Annotated in this window: 19 protein-coding genes; 9 read left to right on the top strand and 10 right to left on the bottom strand. The window is 30.4% G+C overall.

Annotation, left to right across the window (positions count from 1 at the left end; genetic code table 11):
• Positions 1–10: 10 nt before the first annotated feature.
• Positions 11–1,939: an OmpA family protein gene (locus BUC09_RS04990; protein WP_073309296.1), complete on the top strand. Its 1,929-nt coding sequence runs from the start codon at positions 11–13 to the stop codon at positions 1,937–1,939.
• Positions 1,940–2,043: 104 nt separating this feature from the next.
• Here the strand turns inward: BUC09_RS04990 and BUC09_RS04985 are convergent, their stop codons facing one another.
• From BUC09_RS04985 to BUC09_RS04945, 9 genes are all read right to left on the bottom strand, one after another.
• Positions 2,044–2,295, bottom strand: coding sequence for a hypothetical protein (locus BUC09_RS04985; protein WP_073309295.1), 252 nt, complete (start codon positions 2,293–2,295; stop codon positions 2,044–2,046).
• 188 nt (positions 2,296–2,483) lie between these two features.
• Positions 2,484–3,542, bottom strand: a complete 1,059-nt coding sequence (locus BUC09_RS04980) for a nucleoid-associated protein (RefSeq protein WP_073309293.1) — start codon at positions 3,540–3,542, stop codon at positions 2,484–2,486.
• Between the two features lie 79 nt (positions 3,543–3,621).
• Positions 3,622–4,158 (bottom strand): IS1096 element passenger TnpR family protein, encoded by a 537-nt coding sequence (locus tag BUC09_RS04975; protein WP_073309291.1) that lies wholly within the window; start codon positions 4,156–4,158, stop codon positions 3,622–3,624.
• A gap of 78 nt (positions 4,159–4,236) precedes the next feature.
• Positions 4,237–5,118 carry a tetratricopeptide repeat protein gene (locus BUC09_RS04970; protein WP_073309290.1) on the bottom strand — a complete coding sequence of 294 codons (882 nt, stop codon included), beginning with the start codon at positions 5,116–5,118 and terminating at the stop codon, positions 4,237–4,239.
• 1 nt (position 5,119) lies between these two features.
• On the bottom strand, positions 5,120–5,509 hold the full coding sequence (gene gloA2, locus BUC09_RS04965; RefSeq protein WP_073309288.1) for an SMU1112c/YaeR family gloxylase I-like metalloprotein: 390 nt from the start codon (positions 5,507–5,509) through the stop codon (positions 5,120–5,122).
• Between the two features lie 16 nt (positions 5,510–5,525).
• Positions 5,526–6,140, bottom strand: coding sequence for an HPP family protein (locus tag BUC09_RS04960; RefSeq protein ID WP_073309286.1), 615 nt, complete (start codon positions 6,138–6,140; stop codon positions 5,526–5,528).
• 3 nt (positions 6,141–6,143) lie between these two features.
• Positions 6,144–7,421 (bottom strand): chloride channel protein, encoded by a 1,278-nt coding sequence (locus tag BUC09_RS04955; RefSeq protein ID WP_317041193.1) that lies wholly within the window; start codon positions 7,419–7,421, stop codon positions 6,144–6,146.
• A 95-nt stretch (positions 7,422–7,516) separates the two neighbouring features.
• Complete coding sequence (locus BUC09_RS04950; protein ID WP_073309283.1) at positions 7,517–7,867, bottom strand: MmcQ/YjbR family DNA-binding protein; 351 nt, start codon at positions 7,865–7,867, stop codon at positions 7,517–7,519.
• Position 7,868: 1 nt separating this feature from the next.
• Positions 7,869–8,327, bottom strand: a complete 459-nt coding sequence (locus BUC09_RS04945; protein WP_073309281.1) for a YciI family protein — start codon at positions 8,325–8,327, stop codon at positions 7,869–7,871.
• Between the two features lie 160 nt (positions 8,328–8,487).
• Between BUC09_RS04945 and BUC09_RS04940 the strand changes: the two genes are divergently transcribed.
• From BUC09_RS04940 to BUC09_RS04905, 8 genes are all read left to right on the top strand, one after another.
• Positions 8,488–10,629, top strand: coding sequence for a TonB-dependent receptor (locus tag BUC09_RS04940; RefSeq protein WP_073309279.1), 2,142 nt, complete (start codon positions 8,488–8,490; stop codon positions 10,627–10,629).
• Positions 10,630–10,717: 88 nt separating this feature from the next.
• The gene (locus BUC09_RS04935; RefSeq protein ID WP_073309277.1) at positions 10,718–12,406 is read left to right on the top strand and encodes a T9SS type A sorting domain-containing protein; all 1,689 of its coding nucleotides are present in this window, start codon (positions 10,718–10,720) and stop codon (positions 12,404–12,406) included.
• Positions 12,407–12,649: 243 nt separating this feature from the next.
• Positions 12,650–13,273 (top strand): hypothetical protein, encoded by a 624-nt coding sequence (locus tag BUC09_RS04930; RefSeq protein ID WP_073310372.1) that lies wholly within the window; start codon positions 12,650–12,652, stop codon positions 13,271–13,273.
• Positions 13,274–13,298: 25 nt separating this feature from the next.
• Positions 13,299–14,636 carry a 2TM domain-containing protein gene (locus BUC09_RS04925; RefSeq protein WP_073309276.1) on the top strand — a complete coding sequence of 446 codons (1,338 nt, stop codon included), beginning with the start codon at positions 13,299–13,301 and terminating at the stop codon, positions 14,634–14,636.
• A complete protein-coding gene (locus BUC09_RS04920; RefSeq protein WP_073309274.1) occupies positions 14,627–14,959 on the top strand; it encodes a 2TM domain-containing protein in 333 nt (110 codons plus the stop codon). The genes BUC09_RS04925 and BUC09_RS04920 overlap by 10 nt, the downstream gene beginning before the upstream one ends.
• Positions 14,959–15,261 (top strand): 2TM domain-containing protein, encoded by a 303-nt coding sequence (locus BUC09_RS04915; protein ID WP_073309272.1) that lies wholly within the window; start codon positions 14,959–14,961, stop codon positions 15,259–15,261. Before BUC09_RS04920 ends, BUC09_RS04915 begins: the two co-directional genes overlap by 1 nt.
• Positions 15,262–15,263: 2 nt before the next feature.
• On the top strand, positions 15,264–15,650 hold the full coding sequence (locus BUC09_RS04910; RefSeq protein WP_084127109.1) for a 2TM domain-containing protein: 387 nt from the start codon (positions 15,264–15,266) through the stop codon (positions 15,648–15,650).
• Positions 15,651–15,671: 21 nt separating this feature from the next.
• Positions 15,672–16,424: a LytR/AlgR family response regulator transcription factor gene (locus BUC09_RS04905; RefSeq protein WP_073309270.1), complete on the top strand. Its 753-nt coding sequence runs from the start codon at positions 15,672–15,674 to the stop codon at positions 16,422–16,424.
• 6 nt (positions 16,425–16,430) lie between these two features.
• Here the strand turns inward: BUC09_RS04905 and BUC09_RS04900 are convergent, their stop codons facing one another.
• A complete protein-coding gene (locus BUC09_RS04900) occupies positions 16,431–17,438 on the bottom strand; it encodes a COX15/CtaA family protein (RefSeq protein ID WP_073309268.1) in 1,008 nt (335 codons plus the stop codon).
• Positions 17,439–17,465: the final 27 nt, after the last annotated feature.

The raw sequence follows: 17,465 nt of genomic DNA, 5'->3' as shown, positions 1-17,465 counted from the left end.
CATTTGCACCATGAGAAAACTAATTATATTAAGCCTTATTTTTTTTGTAACCAAATTTCATGGACAACAAAAATTAAAATCAGCAGATAAATTATTTGATGAAATGGCATACGTTGATGCGGTTAAACTTTATGAGGAATATGCTCAGAGTAATTCAGATTTGTCAATAGAAACTATAATGAACATTGCAGATTCTTATTATTTTATTAACGATACTAGAAATGCTTTAACATGGTATCAAAAATTATATGATTTGCAAGGTCAAGGTTTAACAGATTTGTATGTTTTAAGATATACCCAATCTTTAAGAGGTGTAAGGGATTATGATAAAGCGAATACAATTTCGAAAGAATTTTTAAGAAAGAAAAATGATAATACTGAGGCTAAACGGTTCATGCACCATCAAAAAATTCTTGATAGTTTAGCAACAAAAGAATCTGCTTATCAAGTAACCAATCTAGATATTAATACCTCAAATTCAGATTTTGGTGCTGCTTTTTATGGGAATAAACTAGTTTATTCATCTACAAAATCAGTTGGAGATATAAATAAGAAAATTTATTCATGGAATCAGCAGCCTTTTTTATCAATGTTTGTTGCAGATAGAAATTTAACGAATGGAAGTCTTATAAATGAGCAGCCATTTTTAAATGAATTAGCATCAAAATATCATGATGCAACAATAACATTTTCTAACGATTTAAAGACATTTTATTATACAACCAATACACTTAAAAGAAATAAACTTAAAAATGATAGAAAGGGAAATAATAACTTTCAAATCATTAAAGCAAGTTTAAATGATGATGTAATATCAAAATCAGAAGGTGTTTTTTTTAATAGCGTTGATTATAGTGTTGGTCATCCTTCACTTAGTCCTGATGGAAAATTATTTTTCTTTGTTTCTGACATGCCAGGAGGTTATGGGGAAACAGATATTTACATGGCTGAGGTATTTCCTGATGGGTCAATGAATTCGCCAATAAATTTGGGCCCAAAAATTAATACTATTGGTAGAGAAATGTTCCCTTTTTATAGTAATGGCGTATTGTATTTTTCATCTGAGGGTCATTATGGATACGGAGGATTAGATGTTTTTGAAAGTAAGTACATAGGCAAAAAGTTCTCTGACCCTAAAAATTTAGGAGAACCAATAAATTCTAACAAAGATGATTTTTCTTTTATTATTGATTTAGAATCTAAATATGGTTATTTATCCTCTAATAGAGGAGGAGGTAAAGGTGATGATGATATTTATTTTTTCAGAAAGAAAGATCCAGAGTGCTTTCAAACAGTTATGGGTAAAGTTTTGAATTCTAAAAATAAAAATGCAATTGAAGGGGCATCAATAAAATTTTATGACTCTTTTAATGATTTAAAGTTTGAAACTATCACAAATGCTATGGGACAATTTGAAATGAAAGTACCTTGTAAAGGCTTTTATAAAGTAATTGCATCAAAGTCTAATCATACCAGTCAAGAGAAGGAAATAACTCTAGGAGACAAGAATGGTGAGATTGTAAATTTAGATTTCGATTTAGCAAATCTTGAAGATTTTGTTGTAAAAGATAACGGAAACGAGAAAATCGATATAAACCCAATATTCTTTAATTATGATAAATGGGATATTACACCACAAGCTGCTGTAGAACTAGATAAAGTTGTTTATGTAATGATGACTTTCCCTAAAGTTAAAATTAGAATAGAATCACATACCGACTCAAGAGGTAAAGATCTTTATAATTTAAAATTGTCAGACAATAGAGCAAAATCAACACAAACCTATATTCTATCAAAAGGAATTTCATCTGATAGAATTGAAAGCGCAGTTGGTTTTGGTGAAACAAGATTAAGAAATAAGTGTAAAAACGGAGTAAAGTGTTCTGAAGATGAACATTTTGTTAATCGTAGATCAGATTTTATAATTGTCGAAAAATAAGTTTCATACTATTTTAAATAAAATCCCCTTTCTTGGTATGAGAAAGGGGATTTTTGATTTGAGGTATTTGTGGGGCAAATAGGTATTTTGAACAGAATATAATACTAAGTTGATAAATGTTGGTGTTGGTGCTTTCTTTTGTAAAATTGAAATAAAGTTTCATTTATTTCTCTCAATTCAGGAGTTAAAAATGTTTTACTTCCTTTAATATCGTTTGTGAGCTCCAACTGGCAGTGAACACATTTATATTCACTAAAATGATTTGTTACTTTTCTAGTTGTTACTAATTTATGACCAAAAAGTTGACAGAAAACTTTTTTAGTAAACCAATTTTCTTTTATGTTTATCTTGCTCATAATTAGTGTATTACAGCTTAGTTATGTAAAAGTATACAAATTTCGACAAAGTGTATAATAAAATCGATAAAATACACTTTAATGAATCAAATATAAGAAAATTCTTTAAATAAATACAAATTATTAAAAAAAAATCCTCAACGTTAAGTGTTGAGGATTAGATTATTAAGATTAATTAGGAAATAGAATTAACTTTTTTGTTCTTTGTTGAAATATACCAAGTAATAGTACATTTGTTTTTCTTCGTCCCAGCCTTTTTCTACAAACTTCTCGGCACTTTCTGGATTAACAAAGTCTAGTTTAATTTGAATATTTGTATCAAGTTCAATAACATTTTTCATTTTTCGGCGAGCATCTGTAACTGCAGCATTAGCAATTGGGAATGTTGTTAAATCTTCAATACTATATTTTTCACCTTTATCTACTTTGTAATTTTTAAATTCCGATATTAAGTCAGGATTGTCAATTACTTCGTTTAAGAAATTAGTTTCTTCAAAATTATCATTTTTAGCAAAGTGATTTACCGCGCGATTCATGAATAAAACTTCTTCTTTTTTATCTTCGGCTGGTAAAACAACATCTTTAGCAAAATCCTGACAAAATTTTAAATATTTTTTAGTCATGAAGTTTTCATCCTGAAATGCATCAACCGAAAGGAAATGCTCTAACCAATAACGAGCATCGTATCGATTGCTATCTACGGTTAGGATTTTGTAACCTTCTTCTTTTTTGTAGTTAAAAATTAAACAGCCTTTATCTAGTTTTTGCAAATTGATTCCTTGTTGCAAAATCATTTCAAGGTTAGTTTCTTTCTCTTCAAATTGAAGGAAATCAGATTTAATTTCACTTTTAAAAACACCTATTGCATCAACAGTTTTATTATCTATGCTTACATTTGTTAAGTAAGCTACGTATACTTCACCATTTTTAATATGTGGATGGTTTGACTGCTCAAATAAATGTTTTGTAATTTTTTTAGAAACTTCATGTACATTACTTGGATTGTTGAAAATCTCTGAAGCCAAGTTGTACATTTCGTTGTATTCTAAATCAACATCATGTGCAAATTGATAGTAGTTTTCTTCACCACTTCTAAAAGGTTTAAAGAAAAACTCTTTTAGTAAAGGCATTATCTCATCATTTAATCCGTAAGGTTGCTCAGAAATAAAAATAGCTTCATTTCGGCTTTTATTTCCAACTCTGTGAATTGAAAGATTATCAATATGTGTGTTAAAAAGATTTATCATTTTTGATATTGTTTTAGATAAAAGAACCAAGAAAAAAGAATAATCTTAAATCTTGGTTCTAGAATAATTTTTTATTTTTTTAGTTCCAATTATCTTCGAATCCATAATCTTCGAAAGAATCATCTCCTTCAAACATGTCGAAGTCTTCTTCATCATAATCGTCTTCAAATTCGTTTCCAAAATCATCTTTTTCGGAAGCAAATTCTTTGTCTGGAGCTGTCACTGGCATAATACCATGAGAAAATAATAAGTCAGGGTAACTAACACCAGCTTCTGCTTCTTCAATGGCAGCAAGTTCAACAAAGAATGTCCACATATTGAAAAAATCATATACATAAATCATTTTTGTATTTTCTTTATCAAATGTACTTGAAAGAAGGTAGTCAGCCATTGTTAGTCCTTCGCCTGGATTGTCACCTGTGTCAAATAGAGGAATTTCTTCATCTTGATTCCATTTGTCATCACAAGTATAAAACGCAGCCATTTCCATGCCGTCAAAATCAAAAGAATTTACTATCGAATTGTGTAAATCCTCTAAAGTATCATTTTCATCTATGGCGATATCTCTAAAAATATCCTCCTCTGCGTCTAATATGACTCTAAATTTGTAAATCATAAGATTGTATTATTGAAAGGGCAAAGTTAATTATAATTTTAGATTTTATTTTTCTGTTTTTGGTTTTGTTAATAACATTTACTCTATGAGTTTAAGTTTCTCTTTAGCAAGTGTTTTTTGATTTTCATCTCCTTTTTCAAGTAAAATAGTAAACAAGCGTTTTGCTTTTTTATAATCTTTTGAATTAAAATAGGATAACGCAAGATTATTGATAATTATGTTATCGTCTGGTTTTAAACTATAAGCCTTTTCAAATATAGGCAATGCTTTTTCAAGCTTATTGTCCATTAAATAAGTTGACCCAAGAGTACATAAAATAATAGCATCATTAGGGAAAATAGTATTCATTTTTTCTGCTATTTCAAGCATGTTCCCGTCTTCTTTATTTTTATACAATGTATTTTGATAATCTTGAACAGCAGCTTTTAGAAAATTAATTTCATCTTTTACAGGTTCATTATTTGACCATAACCACTTGTGATTTATTTTTTTTGAGTATTCTAAAGTCTCAAGTAAATCTCTGGTAAAATCATTAAATCTATTGAATGTTCCCAGGGCATATATTTTGCCAAATCTCATATCTAATCTTTTTGGATTTTTTTTAAGTCCTTCAACTAAAAAGTTTTGAGAAATATTGAATAAAGAATCGTTTTGAGTTTTCTGACCTCCTAAGTAAGCGGCAGTATTGTTTGTTGAATCTTTTAATTCAAGTTGAGGATTGCTTGTAGGTGATGGAGATAAGCTAAGTATTTCTTTAGTTGCTTCTTGGTAATAAAAATTAAATCCGCCAATATATAAATCAGGATTTGAAGGTTCTTTTTGTTTCCACTCCTTAAATAGATTATCCATTGATTTAGCATCTGAACCTAATTGCATTAAAATTTTAAATCGGTCATTAAAACTTTGACTTTGTGATGCTAGGCTACACAGAATAGTAATTGTAAAAAATAATTTTTTCATTTTATTTTTGGTAAAATTCGATTGGTAAATTATCAGGGTCAGCAATAAAAAAGAACTCCTTATTGGTAAACTCATCAACTCTTATTGTTTCTGATTCTATTGAATGCGAAAGTAAATAATTTCTAGCTTCCTCTACATTGTTTACTTCAAAAGCTAAGTGTCTTAATCCACTTGCTTCTGGTCTGGAAATTCTTTTTGGAGGATTAGGGAAAGAAAACAACTCGATTACATAATTATCGTCAATTGCTAAATCCAGTTTATAAGATTGTCTTTCGGTTCTATACACCTCTTGAATTATATTCAAACCTAAAATCTGAGTATAAAAATGTTTTGATTTTTCGTAATCTGAACAAATTATAGCTATGTGATGTATTTTGTTAATTTTCAGCATCTTTAGATTATAAATATTAATGAATATTCTTTTTGTTTAAACTTATACGATTGCTAATTCTTTTTTTAAATTTTGTAAACTTTTTGTTAGTTGGATATTGTCTATTACTTGTCATGTTATTAAAGATAAGAGCAACTAATAGTAGTATTATAGCTCCTGATAATACGGGTGTTAAAACATACCAATAACCTAATTTTAAAATAGCTGGGGATCCTGTTACTGCTATTAAAGCTGTGGCACCACCTGGTGGATGTAATGTTTTTGTTATTTGCATTAAAACAATGGCTGCTGCCACTGCTAGCGAAGAAGCTAACCAAATAGTGTCAGGGAAAATTTTAGCCATTGTAACCCCTACAATTGCAGATATGACATGGCCACCAATTAAATTTCTTGGCTGTGCCAATGGACTTTGAATTACTCCATAAACCAAAACACAAGAAGCTCCGAAGGAACCAATAAGAAATACAAAATCTTCTTTTGGAAAAGCATTATATTGTAAATAAGCAATAATACCCATACCAATGAAAGCACCTGTAAAGGCCCAAAAATGTTCTTGAAAATCAACTAAAGTTTCTTTGTAAAGAATGTATTTTGTCTTTTGATAACCTTTTTTAATATGTTTTGTGGGCATTAACTAATTTTTAGGTTGATAAGAGTAAACAGTATAAGGATAAATTAATTGTGCAGTAGTTTTAGATATCAAGCAAACAACTAAAATTGGAACAAAAAGTGTATAGTCATTAATTAATCCGCATATCAAAAATAAAGCAGTAAAAGGAGCATGTATACTAGCGCTAAGCGTTGCGGCCATACCTATGACCATAAAATTGATGGGAATAACATCAGCTTTAAAAAACGTATTTAAAATTACTGCTAATAATAACCCTAAGAAAGCACCTAAAAACATACTTGGAGCAAATACACCACCGTCTCCTCCAGAAGCTAATGTTACTGATGTGATAATTGGCTTTAAAAGTAAAATGCCTAATACAGTTAGACCAAAGGAATAGGTCAATGTTATGTTTTCAGCATTAAAAAAAATCTCTTTTACAGCATGATATCCTTCACCATACAATTGAGGTAATAATAGAAGTGAAAAACTAATAATTAATGAACCAATGATAATTTTAGTAGTATGTTTTTCTATTTCTGCAAATTTTGATTTTATGTAGATGACGCATTTAGTAAGATAAACCGAGTTTACACCTGCTAATAATCCTAATAATATAAAATAGGGAAATGCTTTTAGATACCAAGTTGTTATTGCTACTTCAAACAGTGGTTTTTCATCAAGGAGTAGAATAAACCCATAAGAAACAGACACTGCGATAGCTATTGTAATTAAGTAAAAACGTGATATTTTTCTTGAAATTACTTCAAAAGAAAATAATATACCTGCAATTGGACTATTAAATAAAGCTGTAATTCCTGCTGCAATTCCTGCGCAGACCAATTCTGTTTTATGGCGTTTAAAAACATTTTCTTTTTTTTGAGCAACTGATCCAATAGCAGCTGAAGCTACTACTGTAGAAACTTCTATTCCGGTTGAACCTCCAAAAATTACAGTCAGTAATCCGTTAAAAAAGTGAGATGGGATTTTATATCCAGGAAGTCTTTTGGTTGGAGAACCTGTACTTTCAAAAATTTCCTTAATACCTTTGTTCTCTTTCTTTTTGAAGAGATACTCACGCAAAAAATATATTATTGACAATCCGAAAAAAGGAAAGATTAAAAATAATAGCCAATTGGCATTTGCTTTATGAAATAATATTTCTTCGTAATGTTCAGTCAATTTTTTTAAAGAAACCGCCAAAAAAGCTGCTGAAAATCCAATTAATACCGAAGCTATAATCAGTTTTTGTAAAGTAATTTTTTTATGATCTTTTCTGAGTTGAGTTGTTTTGTTCATCATAATTGATTCTACCAATGTAAGTTTTACAAAAGTAGGTACTCAACCTCAAAAAGTATTTTAAAAAAAGTTAAAAATTGAAAATAATTAGCTTAAAACTAAATTTGGCTAAGTTCTTTCTTAATTTTTGCGGGTAATTTATCTTTTATCAGGTTATACGATTGTGTAACATAATGTTTCCATTCGCGTGTTGAAAGTCTGTTGATGTCTTCGACCAAAACCCATTTGTAACGAGCTACATAGGGAGCAGGAATAAACCCTTTTCTGGTAGAAAGTACTTCAAATTCTTCATCTAAAACTTTAAAAGAAGCTGATGTTGGGGATTGATTTAATCCCACAACACAAAACATTTTGGCTGCTATACAAAAGCACAAGTCATTTCCCCATTTTATATCTTCAGTAACATGCGGTAATGATTTACAGATTTGTTGTAACTCTTCAATATTCATACTAAAGCTTTGTTTTAGCAAGTTTCTCATGATTGCTAGAAACTTGCATTAATGCAGCGCTACTATACCAAGGAGTTAATTCTGCTTCAAATATTTTTGCCTGAACTGCTGGATCTGTTTCGACTAATTTTTGAGCTTCTTCAACAGTTTTACAATTAAAAATAAAAATACCTCTATAATTCCTGTCATTTTTCATGAATGGCCCTGCAACAACTAATTTACCTTCTTTTGCTAGACGATTTATATTTTCCATATGCCCTTCAAAGTATTTCTTTTTCTCTTCTACAGTTGAAGTAGTATTGCTTCCAGTTTTTAAAATACAAAAAACATAGCTTTTCATTCCATATTCATCCGCTCCTAATTCTTTAGCTAATTTTTCGTCATAAGGTTCAAGTTTTTCTTGAGCAGCAGCAATTGTTATGCTGCTAATTGTAAATAGTAAGATTAATATTTTTTTCATCTGATTGATTTTATTCAAAGATATTAAATGTCTTCTATCTATTTTGAATTATATATATCCTAAAAGCTACAATTCGGTATCAAAATTCTACAATTCGGTAATTATTAATTTAATTTTTGTGATTGAGATTGCAATTTTGCTTCATCAAATAAACAAAGCCATGAAAACTGCAACCACAATTATTCTAACTTTATTTTCGGCTCTTAGCTTTTCTCAAACAACAGTTTCTGGAAAAGTATTCGATAACAAAAACAAACCACTCGAAGGAGTTAATATATATATCGAAGGTACATACGATGGTATAATGACAAATTCAAATGGAGAGTTTGTGTTCACTACTAATGAAAAAGGTTCACAAATTTTAGTAGCTACATTTCTAGCTTTTGATGATTTAAAACTACCTATAGAAATTGAAAAATCTCAAGGATTAATTCTAAAAATGCGCCCAAGTGTAAATGTTTTAGATGCAGTTGTGATAACGGCTGGAACTCTTGAGGCTGGGGATAAAGCAAGAGTTTCGGTATTAAAACCTCTTGACATTGTGACAACGGCTGGTTCTGCAGGGGATATTGTAGGTGCTTTGCAAACTTTACCAGGAACTCAAACAGTAGGAGAGAGTGGAAGATTGTTTGTTCGTGGAGGTGAAGCAGATGAAGCTCAAACGTATGTTGATGGTTTACGAGTTTCACAACCTTATGGAGCTTCTACCAATAATTTGCCAACAAGAGGACGTTTTTCACCATTCTTGTTTAGCGGAATTTCATTTTCAACAGGTGGTTATTCAGCTGAGTATGGAGGTGCACTTTCTAGTATTTTACAGTTAAACACCATTGAAGAACCAACGCAAGAACAAACCGATATTTCACTAATGACAGTTGGATTAGGTTTAGGACATACCAAAAAATGGGAGAAAAGCTCTGTAAGTGTAAACACAGCTTATATAGATTTGGCTCCATACCAAGCTGTTGCTCCTCAAAATGTGAGTTGGAATAGAGCTTTTCAATCGCTTTCGGGAGAAACAGTTTATCGTTATAAGTTCAATTCTGGGATGTTTAAAATGTATGCGACTTTTGATGCTTCTCGTTTTGATGTAAATCAAGAATCTATTAATACAATAGTTCCAACTCGTGTAAATCTTAAAAACAATAATTTTTATTTTAATTCATCGTATAAAGGTAAATTTGGAAGTAATTGGCAGTTAACAACTGGACTAAGTTATGGTTATGGAGGTACAGATACTTCATTAAACTCCGACCAAATAGAAAATAATGAACATGCATCTCATCTAAAAATAAAATTGAAAAAGAGTTTTTCAGATCGTGTAAAATTGTCATTTGGGGCCGATTATTTTATCACAAAATTTGACGAAAGTTTTAATGTGAATGCAAAAGTTAATTACAACCAAAATATTGTAGCAACATATGCTGAAGCTGACATCTTCTTCTCTAAGGAGTTTGCTGCAAAAGTAGGTGTACGTTTAGCGAATGATAATTTGCTTAATGAAACATCAATTTCTCCAAGAGCATCTTTAGCGTATAAAGTTAGCGATGGAAGTCAGTTCTCTTTTGCTTATGGAATGTTTGATCAAGCACCAAATCAAAACTATTTAAAATACAATCAGTCTTTGCAAAACGAAAGAGCGTCACATTATATTTTAAATTATCAATATGCTAAAAACAAAAGAACTTTAAGAACTGAACTTTATTATAAAGATTATGACAATTTGGTTAAATATAATAGCGCAATGCCAATGTTTAACTCAAACTTTAATAACGATGGAATTGGTTACGCAAAAGGATTAGATGTTTTTTGGAGAGATGGAAAATCAATTAAATATCTAGAATATTGGCTGTCATATTCTTACATCGATACTGAAAGAAATTATAAAAACTATTCATCTCAAGTAACACCAAGTTTTGTGGCTACACACAACGCCTCATTAGTGACTAAATATTTTATTGAAGAATGGAAATCTCAAGTAGGTTTTTCGCATACTTTCAATTCTGGTAGACCATATAACAATCCAAATGAAAGTGCCTTTATGAATGGAAAAACGAAAACGTATAATAATTTAAGTTTTAACTGGGCCTATCTAGTAACACAACAAAAAATATTGTATTTCTCGATTTCAAATGTATTGGGAACACAAAATATATTTGGTTATGAATATGCAAATACTCCTGATGTAAACGGTATTTATAATAGAAGAGCAATTACACCTACTGCCGACAGATTTTTCTTTGTAGGATTCTTTTGGACCATTAGTAATGACAAGAAAACGAACCAGTTAGATAATTTGTAAAGTTTTTTAATGAAGTTGTGATATAAATTCAAAAACTTTTTTTTGTAGTTAAAAATGGTTATTTTGGTAGAAACTAAAAAACTATTCTATGAAAAAAATTACTTTAATTTTTGTCTTTTTATTACTCAATGCTGGTTTTGTCTCAGCACAGGTGACAAATATTACCTTGGCACCTGTATTTGATAATTCTACAACACAGCAACGTGCTCCAAATGGGACTAGTGGGCATTCATTTATGAGGGGTTCATCACTTGTTTTAGCTTCTGAACTTACTTCTATACCAGTAAGTACTTCGTTGAATTCATTTGGATTTGTCACGACAGCTGGTGCTAATATAGCAGTAACAGGAACAATAACCATTTACATGAAGAATAGTACAGATACTTCTTTTACTTTAGGTACAAATTGGAGTACAATCATTACTGGTATGACACAAGTTTATTCAGGACCGATTACTATACCTGCAAGTGCTACAAATATTGATGTAACTTTAGGTACACCATTAACTTACACAGGAGGTTCTGTTTATGTGGCTTATGATTTTTCAACAACTGGTCCTTTTGCAACTACAGCAGCTACTTATGCTGCCAATTCTTCAGGATTAACTGGAGGTTGTGTTTCAGCAGCTAGTGCTACTTCTGCTCCTGCGACTTTAGCTTCAACAAGTTTTAGACCTGTTATGCGTTTTGGATTCCCTAATACAAATACTAATGATGTCTCTGTTGAAAGTATTAATACTTTGGGGAATGTAGCTAATGTTTTAGGTTTACCTGTTGCAATAAGCGCTATCGTAAGAAATAAAAGTAATACAACTTTAAATAATATATCTGTTAGTGCTAATATGACTGGTAGTAATACTTATTCGGATACTAAAATGGTCGCTACATTGGCAGCTGGAGCAACTCAAACGGTGAATTTTAATGCTTGGACACCTACAGCTTTGGGAGCAAATACATTAAGTGTGACTGTGCCTGCTGATCAAGTTAATACTAACAATTCTGCTACCTTTAACAATTTAGTGACCTGTAATACTTTTGGAGCATCTCAGAACCCAATAAGTTATACTGGTGCAGTTGGATTTGGTACTGGTTCTGGAATTCTATGCACGCCTTTTCAAGAATCGGTAGCTACCACAGTTACTGGTGTTAATGTTTTTATTTCTAATAATACAGCATCTGTTGGTAGAAATGTATATGGAGTCATTTTGAATAGTTCAGGTACAATTATAGCAACTAGTACTAACACTTTAACTATTGCTAATGGCGATTTAAGTACAATGAAGACATTCAATTTTAGTCCTTCTGTTGCAGTTTCAGCAAATCAATTAGTATATTTTGGGTTAGCTCAAACTGCAAATGCTACAGCTTATTATCCAATAGGTACTTATACTAACACTTATTTAAGTACTTCATATTATACCACCGCACTTGTAGGTGGAGCTCCAACGCTTTTAACGGCAAACTTAGGTCAAATGGGTATCGAACTAAATCTTACGGGTTCATGTGCTTTAGGAGTGGATTCTGTTGATGGAATTGGAGAGAGGTTAAATATTTTTCCTAATCCAGCAAGTACAAATTTAAACGTTAGATTAAAATCCCTTGGAGTTAATGCAAATTTAGAGGTCTATAATGCAATTGGTCAAGTTGTAATTCCATCTCAAAAAATAAATTCAAATGAGTTTGACCTTAATGTTAGCTCTTTGACAAAAGGAGTTTATTTCTTAAAAGTAAATAATGATAATCAAGTAAGTAATATCAAATTTGCTGTTGAAAAATAATGTTTTATAAAAATTAAAAATCAAACCTGAAGTTAACAGCTTCGGGTTTTTTTATGCTCTTTTTATAGAGAAATAAATAGATATTATTTACAGAGTTACAATTCATCCTCAAAAAACTACAGTTCGGTAAGTATAAATTTTATAGGAAGAATCACAGAAGTAATTTTGAATCAGAAATTAAAACAAAGGTTTCAATCATCAATTAACAAATTAAAATTACTAACAAACAAAATTTTTAAAACTATGTTACGAATTATCACTTTATCAGTATTATTAATTAGTTCGGCAATTTTTGGACAATCAAAATACGAACAAGGAATGGGGCAAGCTCTTGGAATGTGGAAAGAAGGAAAATCTACAGAAGCTACCGCATTATTTGAAAGAATTGCATCTGTTGAAAAAACAAATTGGTTACCAAATTATTATGTGGCAATGGTAAACACAGTTGATGCTTTCAAACCAGAAAACAAAGAAAAAGTTTCAGTTTTATTGGAAAAAGCTCAAAAAGCTACAGATGAAGCTTTTTTACAAAGTCCAAATAACCCAGAGTTGATGGTAATGCAAGCTATGATTTACACGGCATGGATTGTTGAAGATCCAATGACAAACGGAATGAAATATTCAGGAAAAACTATGGAGCAATATTATAAAGCCCTAGCTATCGCTCCAAATAATCCTAGGGTAGTTTTTTGTAAGGCAGAATTTGAATTAGGCGGAGCCAAATGGTCAGGAGCTGATACAAAACCAATCTGTGCTCAAGTAGAAAAATCAATCGAACTTTTTGCTAATTTTAAGCCTGAAACTACTTTTCATCCAAATTGGGGATTAGATAGAGCAAAACAAACTTTAGAAAGTTGCAATAAATAATAAAAAATAAAAACAAAAGAACCTAATGGGAGTAAGTAGTAAAGAAATTGGTAAAGTTTTCACTTTTGGCATAATTGTTTTTATTATTATTCAATTAATCAATTTAGGATATGGAGGAGCAATAAAATTTGACAATCATCTTTTGATAAGTTTTATTTATAACATGCTTTACACTTTCTCGCTAGGTTATGCAAACAAAGCTTTATTTGTCTTTTTGGATAGCGTTTTTGAAGAAAATAGATTTTCGTTAAAAAGAATTATAATAGGTTTTTTTGCATCATTTATAGTTTCATTATTAGTTATTTTTCTTCTTCGAATTACAGAAGATGTAATCATAGAAAAGAAAACTTTTACTGATTTTATTGCTCATGAAAGTGCTGCAAACTATGTTTTTGCTATAGTAATTACTTTTATTGTTTCTGTATCGTTGTATGCGTTTCATTTTTACAGAGCGTATCAAGAAAATAAATTAAAAGAACAAAAAGTAATAGCAGGAACGGCATCAGCAAAGTTTGAAACATTAAAAAATCAAATTGATCCACATTTCTTATTCAATAGTTTAAATGTGTTAAGTTCTTTGATAGAAGAAAACCCAGATCAAGCCCAAAAGTTCACAACATCGCTTTCTAAGATTTATAGATACGTTTTGGAACAGAAAGATAAAGAATTGATTTCGGTAGAAGAAGAATTATCTTTTGCAAAGACTTATATGAATTTGTTGAAAATGAGATTCGAGAACAGCATAACATTTGAATTACCATCAGATTTTAATAATAATGAAGCTAAAGTAGTTCCATTATCATTACAGTTGCTTTTAGAAAATACAATCAAGCATAATGTGGTTAGTGAAAAGAAACCACTTCATATTAAGATTTATGTCGAAAATAATTATTTGATAGTTCAAAATAATTTGCAAAAAAAAGAAGTACTTCAAGATAGAAGGGGAGTGGGACTTCAAAATATTGTGAATCGTTATGGATTAATTTCTGAAAGGAAAGTATTAATAGAACAAAATGAATCATTTTTTAGAGTAATGATTCCAATTTTAACAAAACAAATTGCGTATATGGAGAGTCAAAATATATATAACGAAAATATGGCTTATGTTAAAGCCAAAGAAAGAGTAGATCAGCTTAAAGGGTTTTATGCAAATTTAATTTCCTATTGTTGTGTGATCCCAATTTTAATTATAATTAATATTAATACGACTGATTTTCAGTGGTTTTGGTTTCCTGTGCTAGGCTGGGGATTAGGATTGATTTTTCATGCTGTAGAAGTATTTGGTTATGGGAAAAACTGGGAGGATCGTAAAATTCAAGAGATACTTAAAAAGGAAGAACAACAAAATAATAAATGGAATTAATGGAACCTTATAAAACACCTGAAGAAAGAAGACTTGAATTTGCAAGAGTAAGAGTTCAAAAGATTAAAAGATATTACGTTCATCTTTTTATTTACGCATTAGGAATATTAGTTTATCTTTTAAAAACCTATTTAGGAGCACCTTTAAACTTTTTTCCACTAAAGTTTTTAACTGGTTTTATAATGTGGTGTTGGACTTTTTTTATTGTTGTTCAAACCTTACAAATTTTATTTGCAGAGAAATTGTTTGATAACAATTGGGAACAAAGAAAAATTAATGAAATTTTAGAGAAAGAAAATCAATCAAAAAATCGTTGGGAATAATGGAAAATTTTAATGAAGACTATAAAAGATATGAATGCGCTAAAGAGCGTGTCAAAGAGATAAAAGGTTTTTACATACATCTTTTTACATATGTATGTGTGATTTCTTTTTTGCTATTTATCAATTTAAAATACTCAGAAGATCATTTGTGGTTTTACTGGCCCATGTTAGGTTGGGGTATAGGACTACTTTTCCACGGACTAAAGGCTTTTGAAGTTTCTTTTGTAAGTAAAGATTGGGAAGAAAGAAAAATTCGTGAGTATATGGAAAATGAAAAGAAAAATCAAAATAAATTCGAATAATTATGAGCATTCAAGATAGAATTGACCGTCGTGTAGAACGCAGGATGGAACGCAGAAATATGAAAAATTTTATACCTTCTAATGAAGAGGAAGCTAAATATTTCGAAGCTTATAAACGAGTAAAAAAAGTAAAAGGGTTTTATACACATGCAATAGTTTATGTAGTTATAAATATTATGATTGTTATTGCAAACATTCAAGACTTAGACCCAGGGGAATCCTATTTTCAAATGCATAACTTTTTTACAGCTATTTTCTGGGGATTAGGTTTATTGGCTCATGGTTTGTCTGTATTTTTACCTAATATCATTCTAGGTTCTAATTGGGAAGAAAGAAAAATTCAGGAGTTGATGGAGAAGGAGAAAGGCAATCAAAACAAATGGAAGTAATTTAGTTATAAGCTAAGAATAATGAATATCATCATCATAGAAGACGAAAAGCCAGCGGCACGTTTATTACAAAGAAAAGTTGAAAAATTAGGACTACAGGTAAATAACATGTTGCACTCTGTTGAAGAATCAATTAATTGGTTCCAAAACAACTCACATCCAGATTTAATATTTCTAGACATTCAACTTTCAGATGGTTTATCGTTTGAAATTTTCGAAACTATAGATATTAAAAGTGCAGTAATTTTTACAACTGCTTATGATGAATATGCTTTACGTGCTTTCAAATTAAATAGTATTGATTATTTGTTAAAACCTATTGATGAGGATGATTTAGAAGTTGCTATCAATAAATTCAAACAGCGCAACCAACCACAAAACTTATCATTAGATTTTGAGATGATAAAAAGAATGTTGGTTAATCCAGTAGAAAAGGAATTTAAAAAGCGTTTTACGGTTAAAATTGGTCAACAATTAAAGTTAATAGATATTCAGGAAGTAGAATGCTTTTTTAGTCAAGATAAAGGAACTTATTTACATACCTTGGACAATCGTGATTATTTACTTGATGGCACATTGGAACAATTAGAAACAGAACTCAATCCAGAAGATTTTTATCGTGTTTCTCGAAAATTCATCGTCCCTATGAAAGCTATCAAGGAAATTCAAATGCATTCAAATTCTCGTTTAAAACTAGTTTTACCCACTTATCAAGACGACGAGGTAATTGTAGCTCGTGAAAGAGTAGGAGATTTTAAAGAATGGATAGGTTAATGTTTATTAACCTTTCTTTCTAGCTTCTAAAATCATATAGAATTGTATACCAAAAAGAATTGAGGCTAAAACTAAGTGAATTGTTTGGCTTCCAAAAGGGAAATGAACATAATACATCATCATTCCTGAAATAATTTCAATAGATAATAAAATCATTACCCAATTCATTTTAGTAAATCCTAAATTAAAACGTTTATTGCGTAGATATAAATATAAATTGGCTAATAAAACTACAATAGAAAAACTTCTGTGAAAGTAAAAGCTAATTTCGGGATTACTTAACCAGAGTGACTGATCTTCAATTCCTGATTTAACTTGTTCATCTACAAATTGACGAACTTGAGTCCCTAAAACGACTTGAATCAATGTCATAAATAAGGCCAACCACAATACATTTCTAAACATTGAATTAAAGACTGTATTGCTTGTTTTAGGATTTGCTAAATGGATGATATACAAGATAACGGCAACAATAATAAGCGCCATTACCATGTGTATGGTTATTTTTAATGGATTTAATACGCTATAAACTACCGTTGCACCAAGCCATCCCTGGAATCCCATTAAGAAAACAACTAACCAAGATAGTAATGTAATTTTTTTATTTTTTCGCCATAGAGAAAATGAAGCAATTGCCATTGCAAAGCAAGCCAATCCAGCTAAAGCACCTACTAATCTATTAATGTATTCCACCCAAGTATGTGTTGGATTAAAAATAGCATAATCGTGCTTAGTGTAAGGTTCCCATTGTGAAGCTTCAAAAGTTTTTCCAGTCAAGCAGTCTTCTTTGGCTACTAATAGTTTTTCATCTTTAATGATTACCATACCTTTTTTGAAAACTCTGTTTTCAGCCCAAGTCAACTCTTTAACGTCTGTTGGGGGAATATAGTAGCCAAAACATTTTGGCCAATCAGGACAACCCATTCCGGAACCTGTCATACGAACTAGTGCTCCTGCAATAATTACTAAATAAACTAAAACTAAGGCTGTTTTGGCAATTTTATTGAAGTTCATTTCTTTTTAAGTTTAAAGTTGCAGAGT

The organism is Flavobacterium terrae (genome assembly GCF_900142035.1).
Taxonomy (GTDB): Bacteria; Bacteroidota; Bacteroidia; order Flavobacteriales; family Flavobacteriaceae; genus Flavobacterium; species Flavobacterium terrae.
Note: the sequence above shows the minus strand (reverse complement) of the source record. Positions and strands in the feature narration are given on the sequence as shown.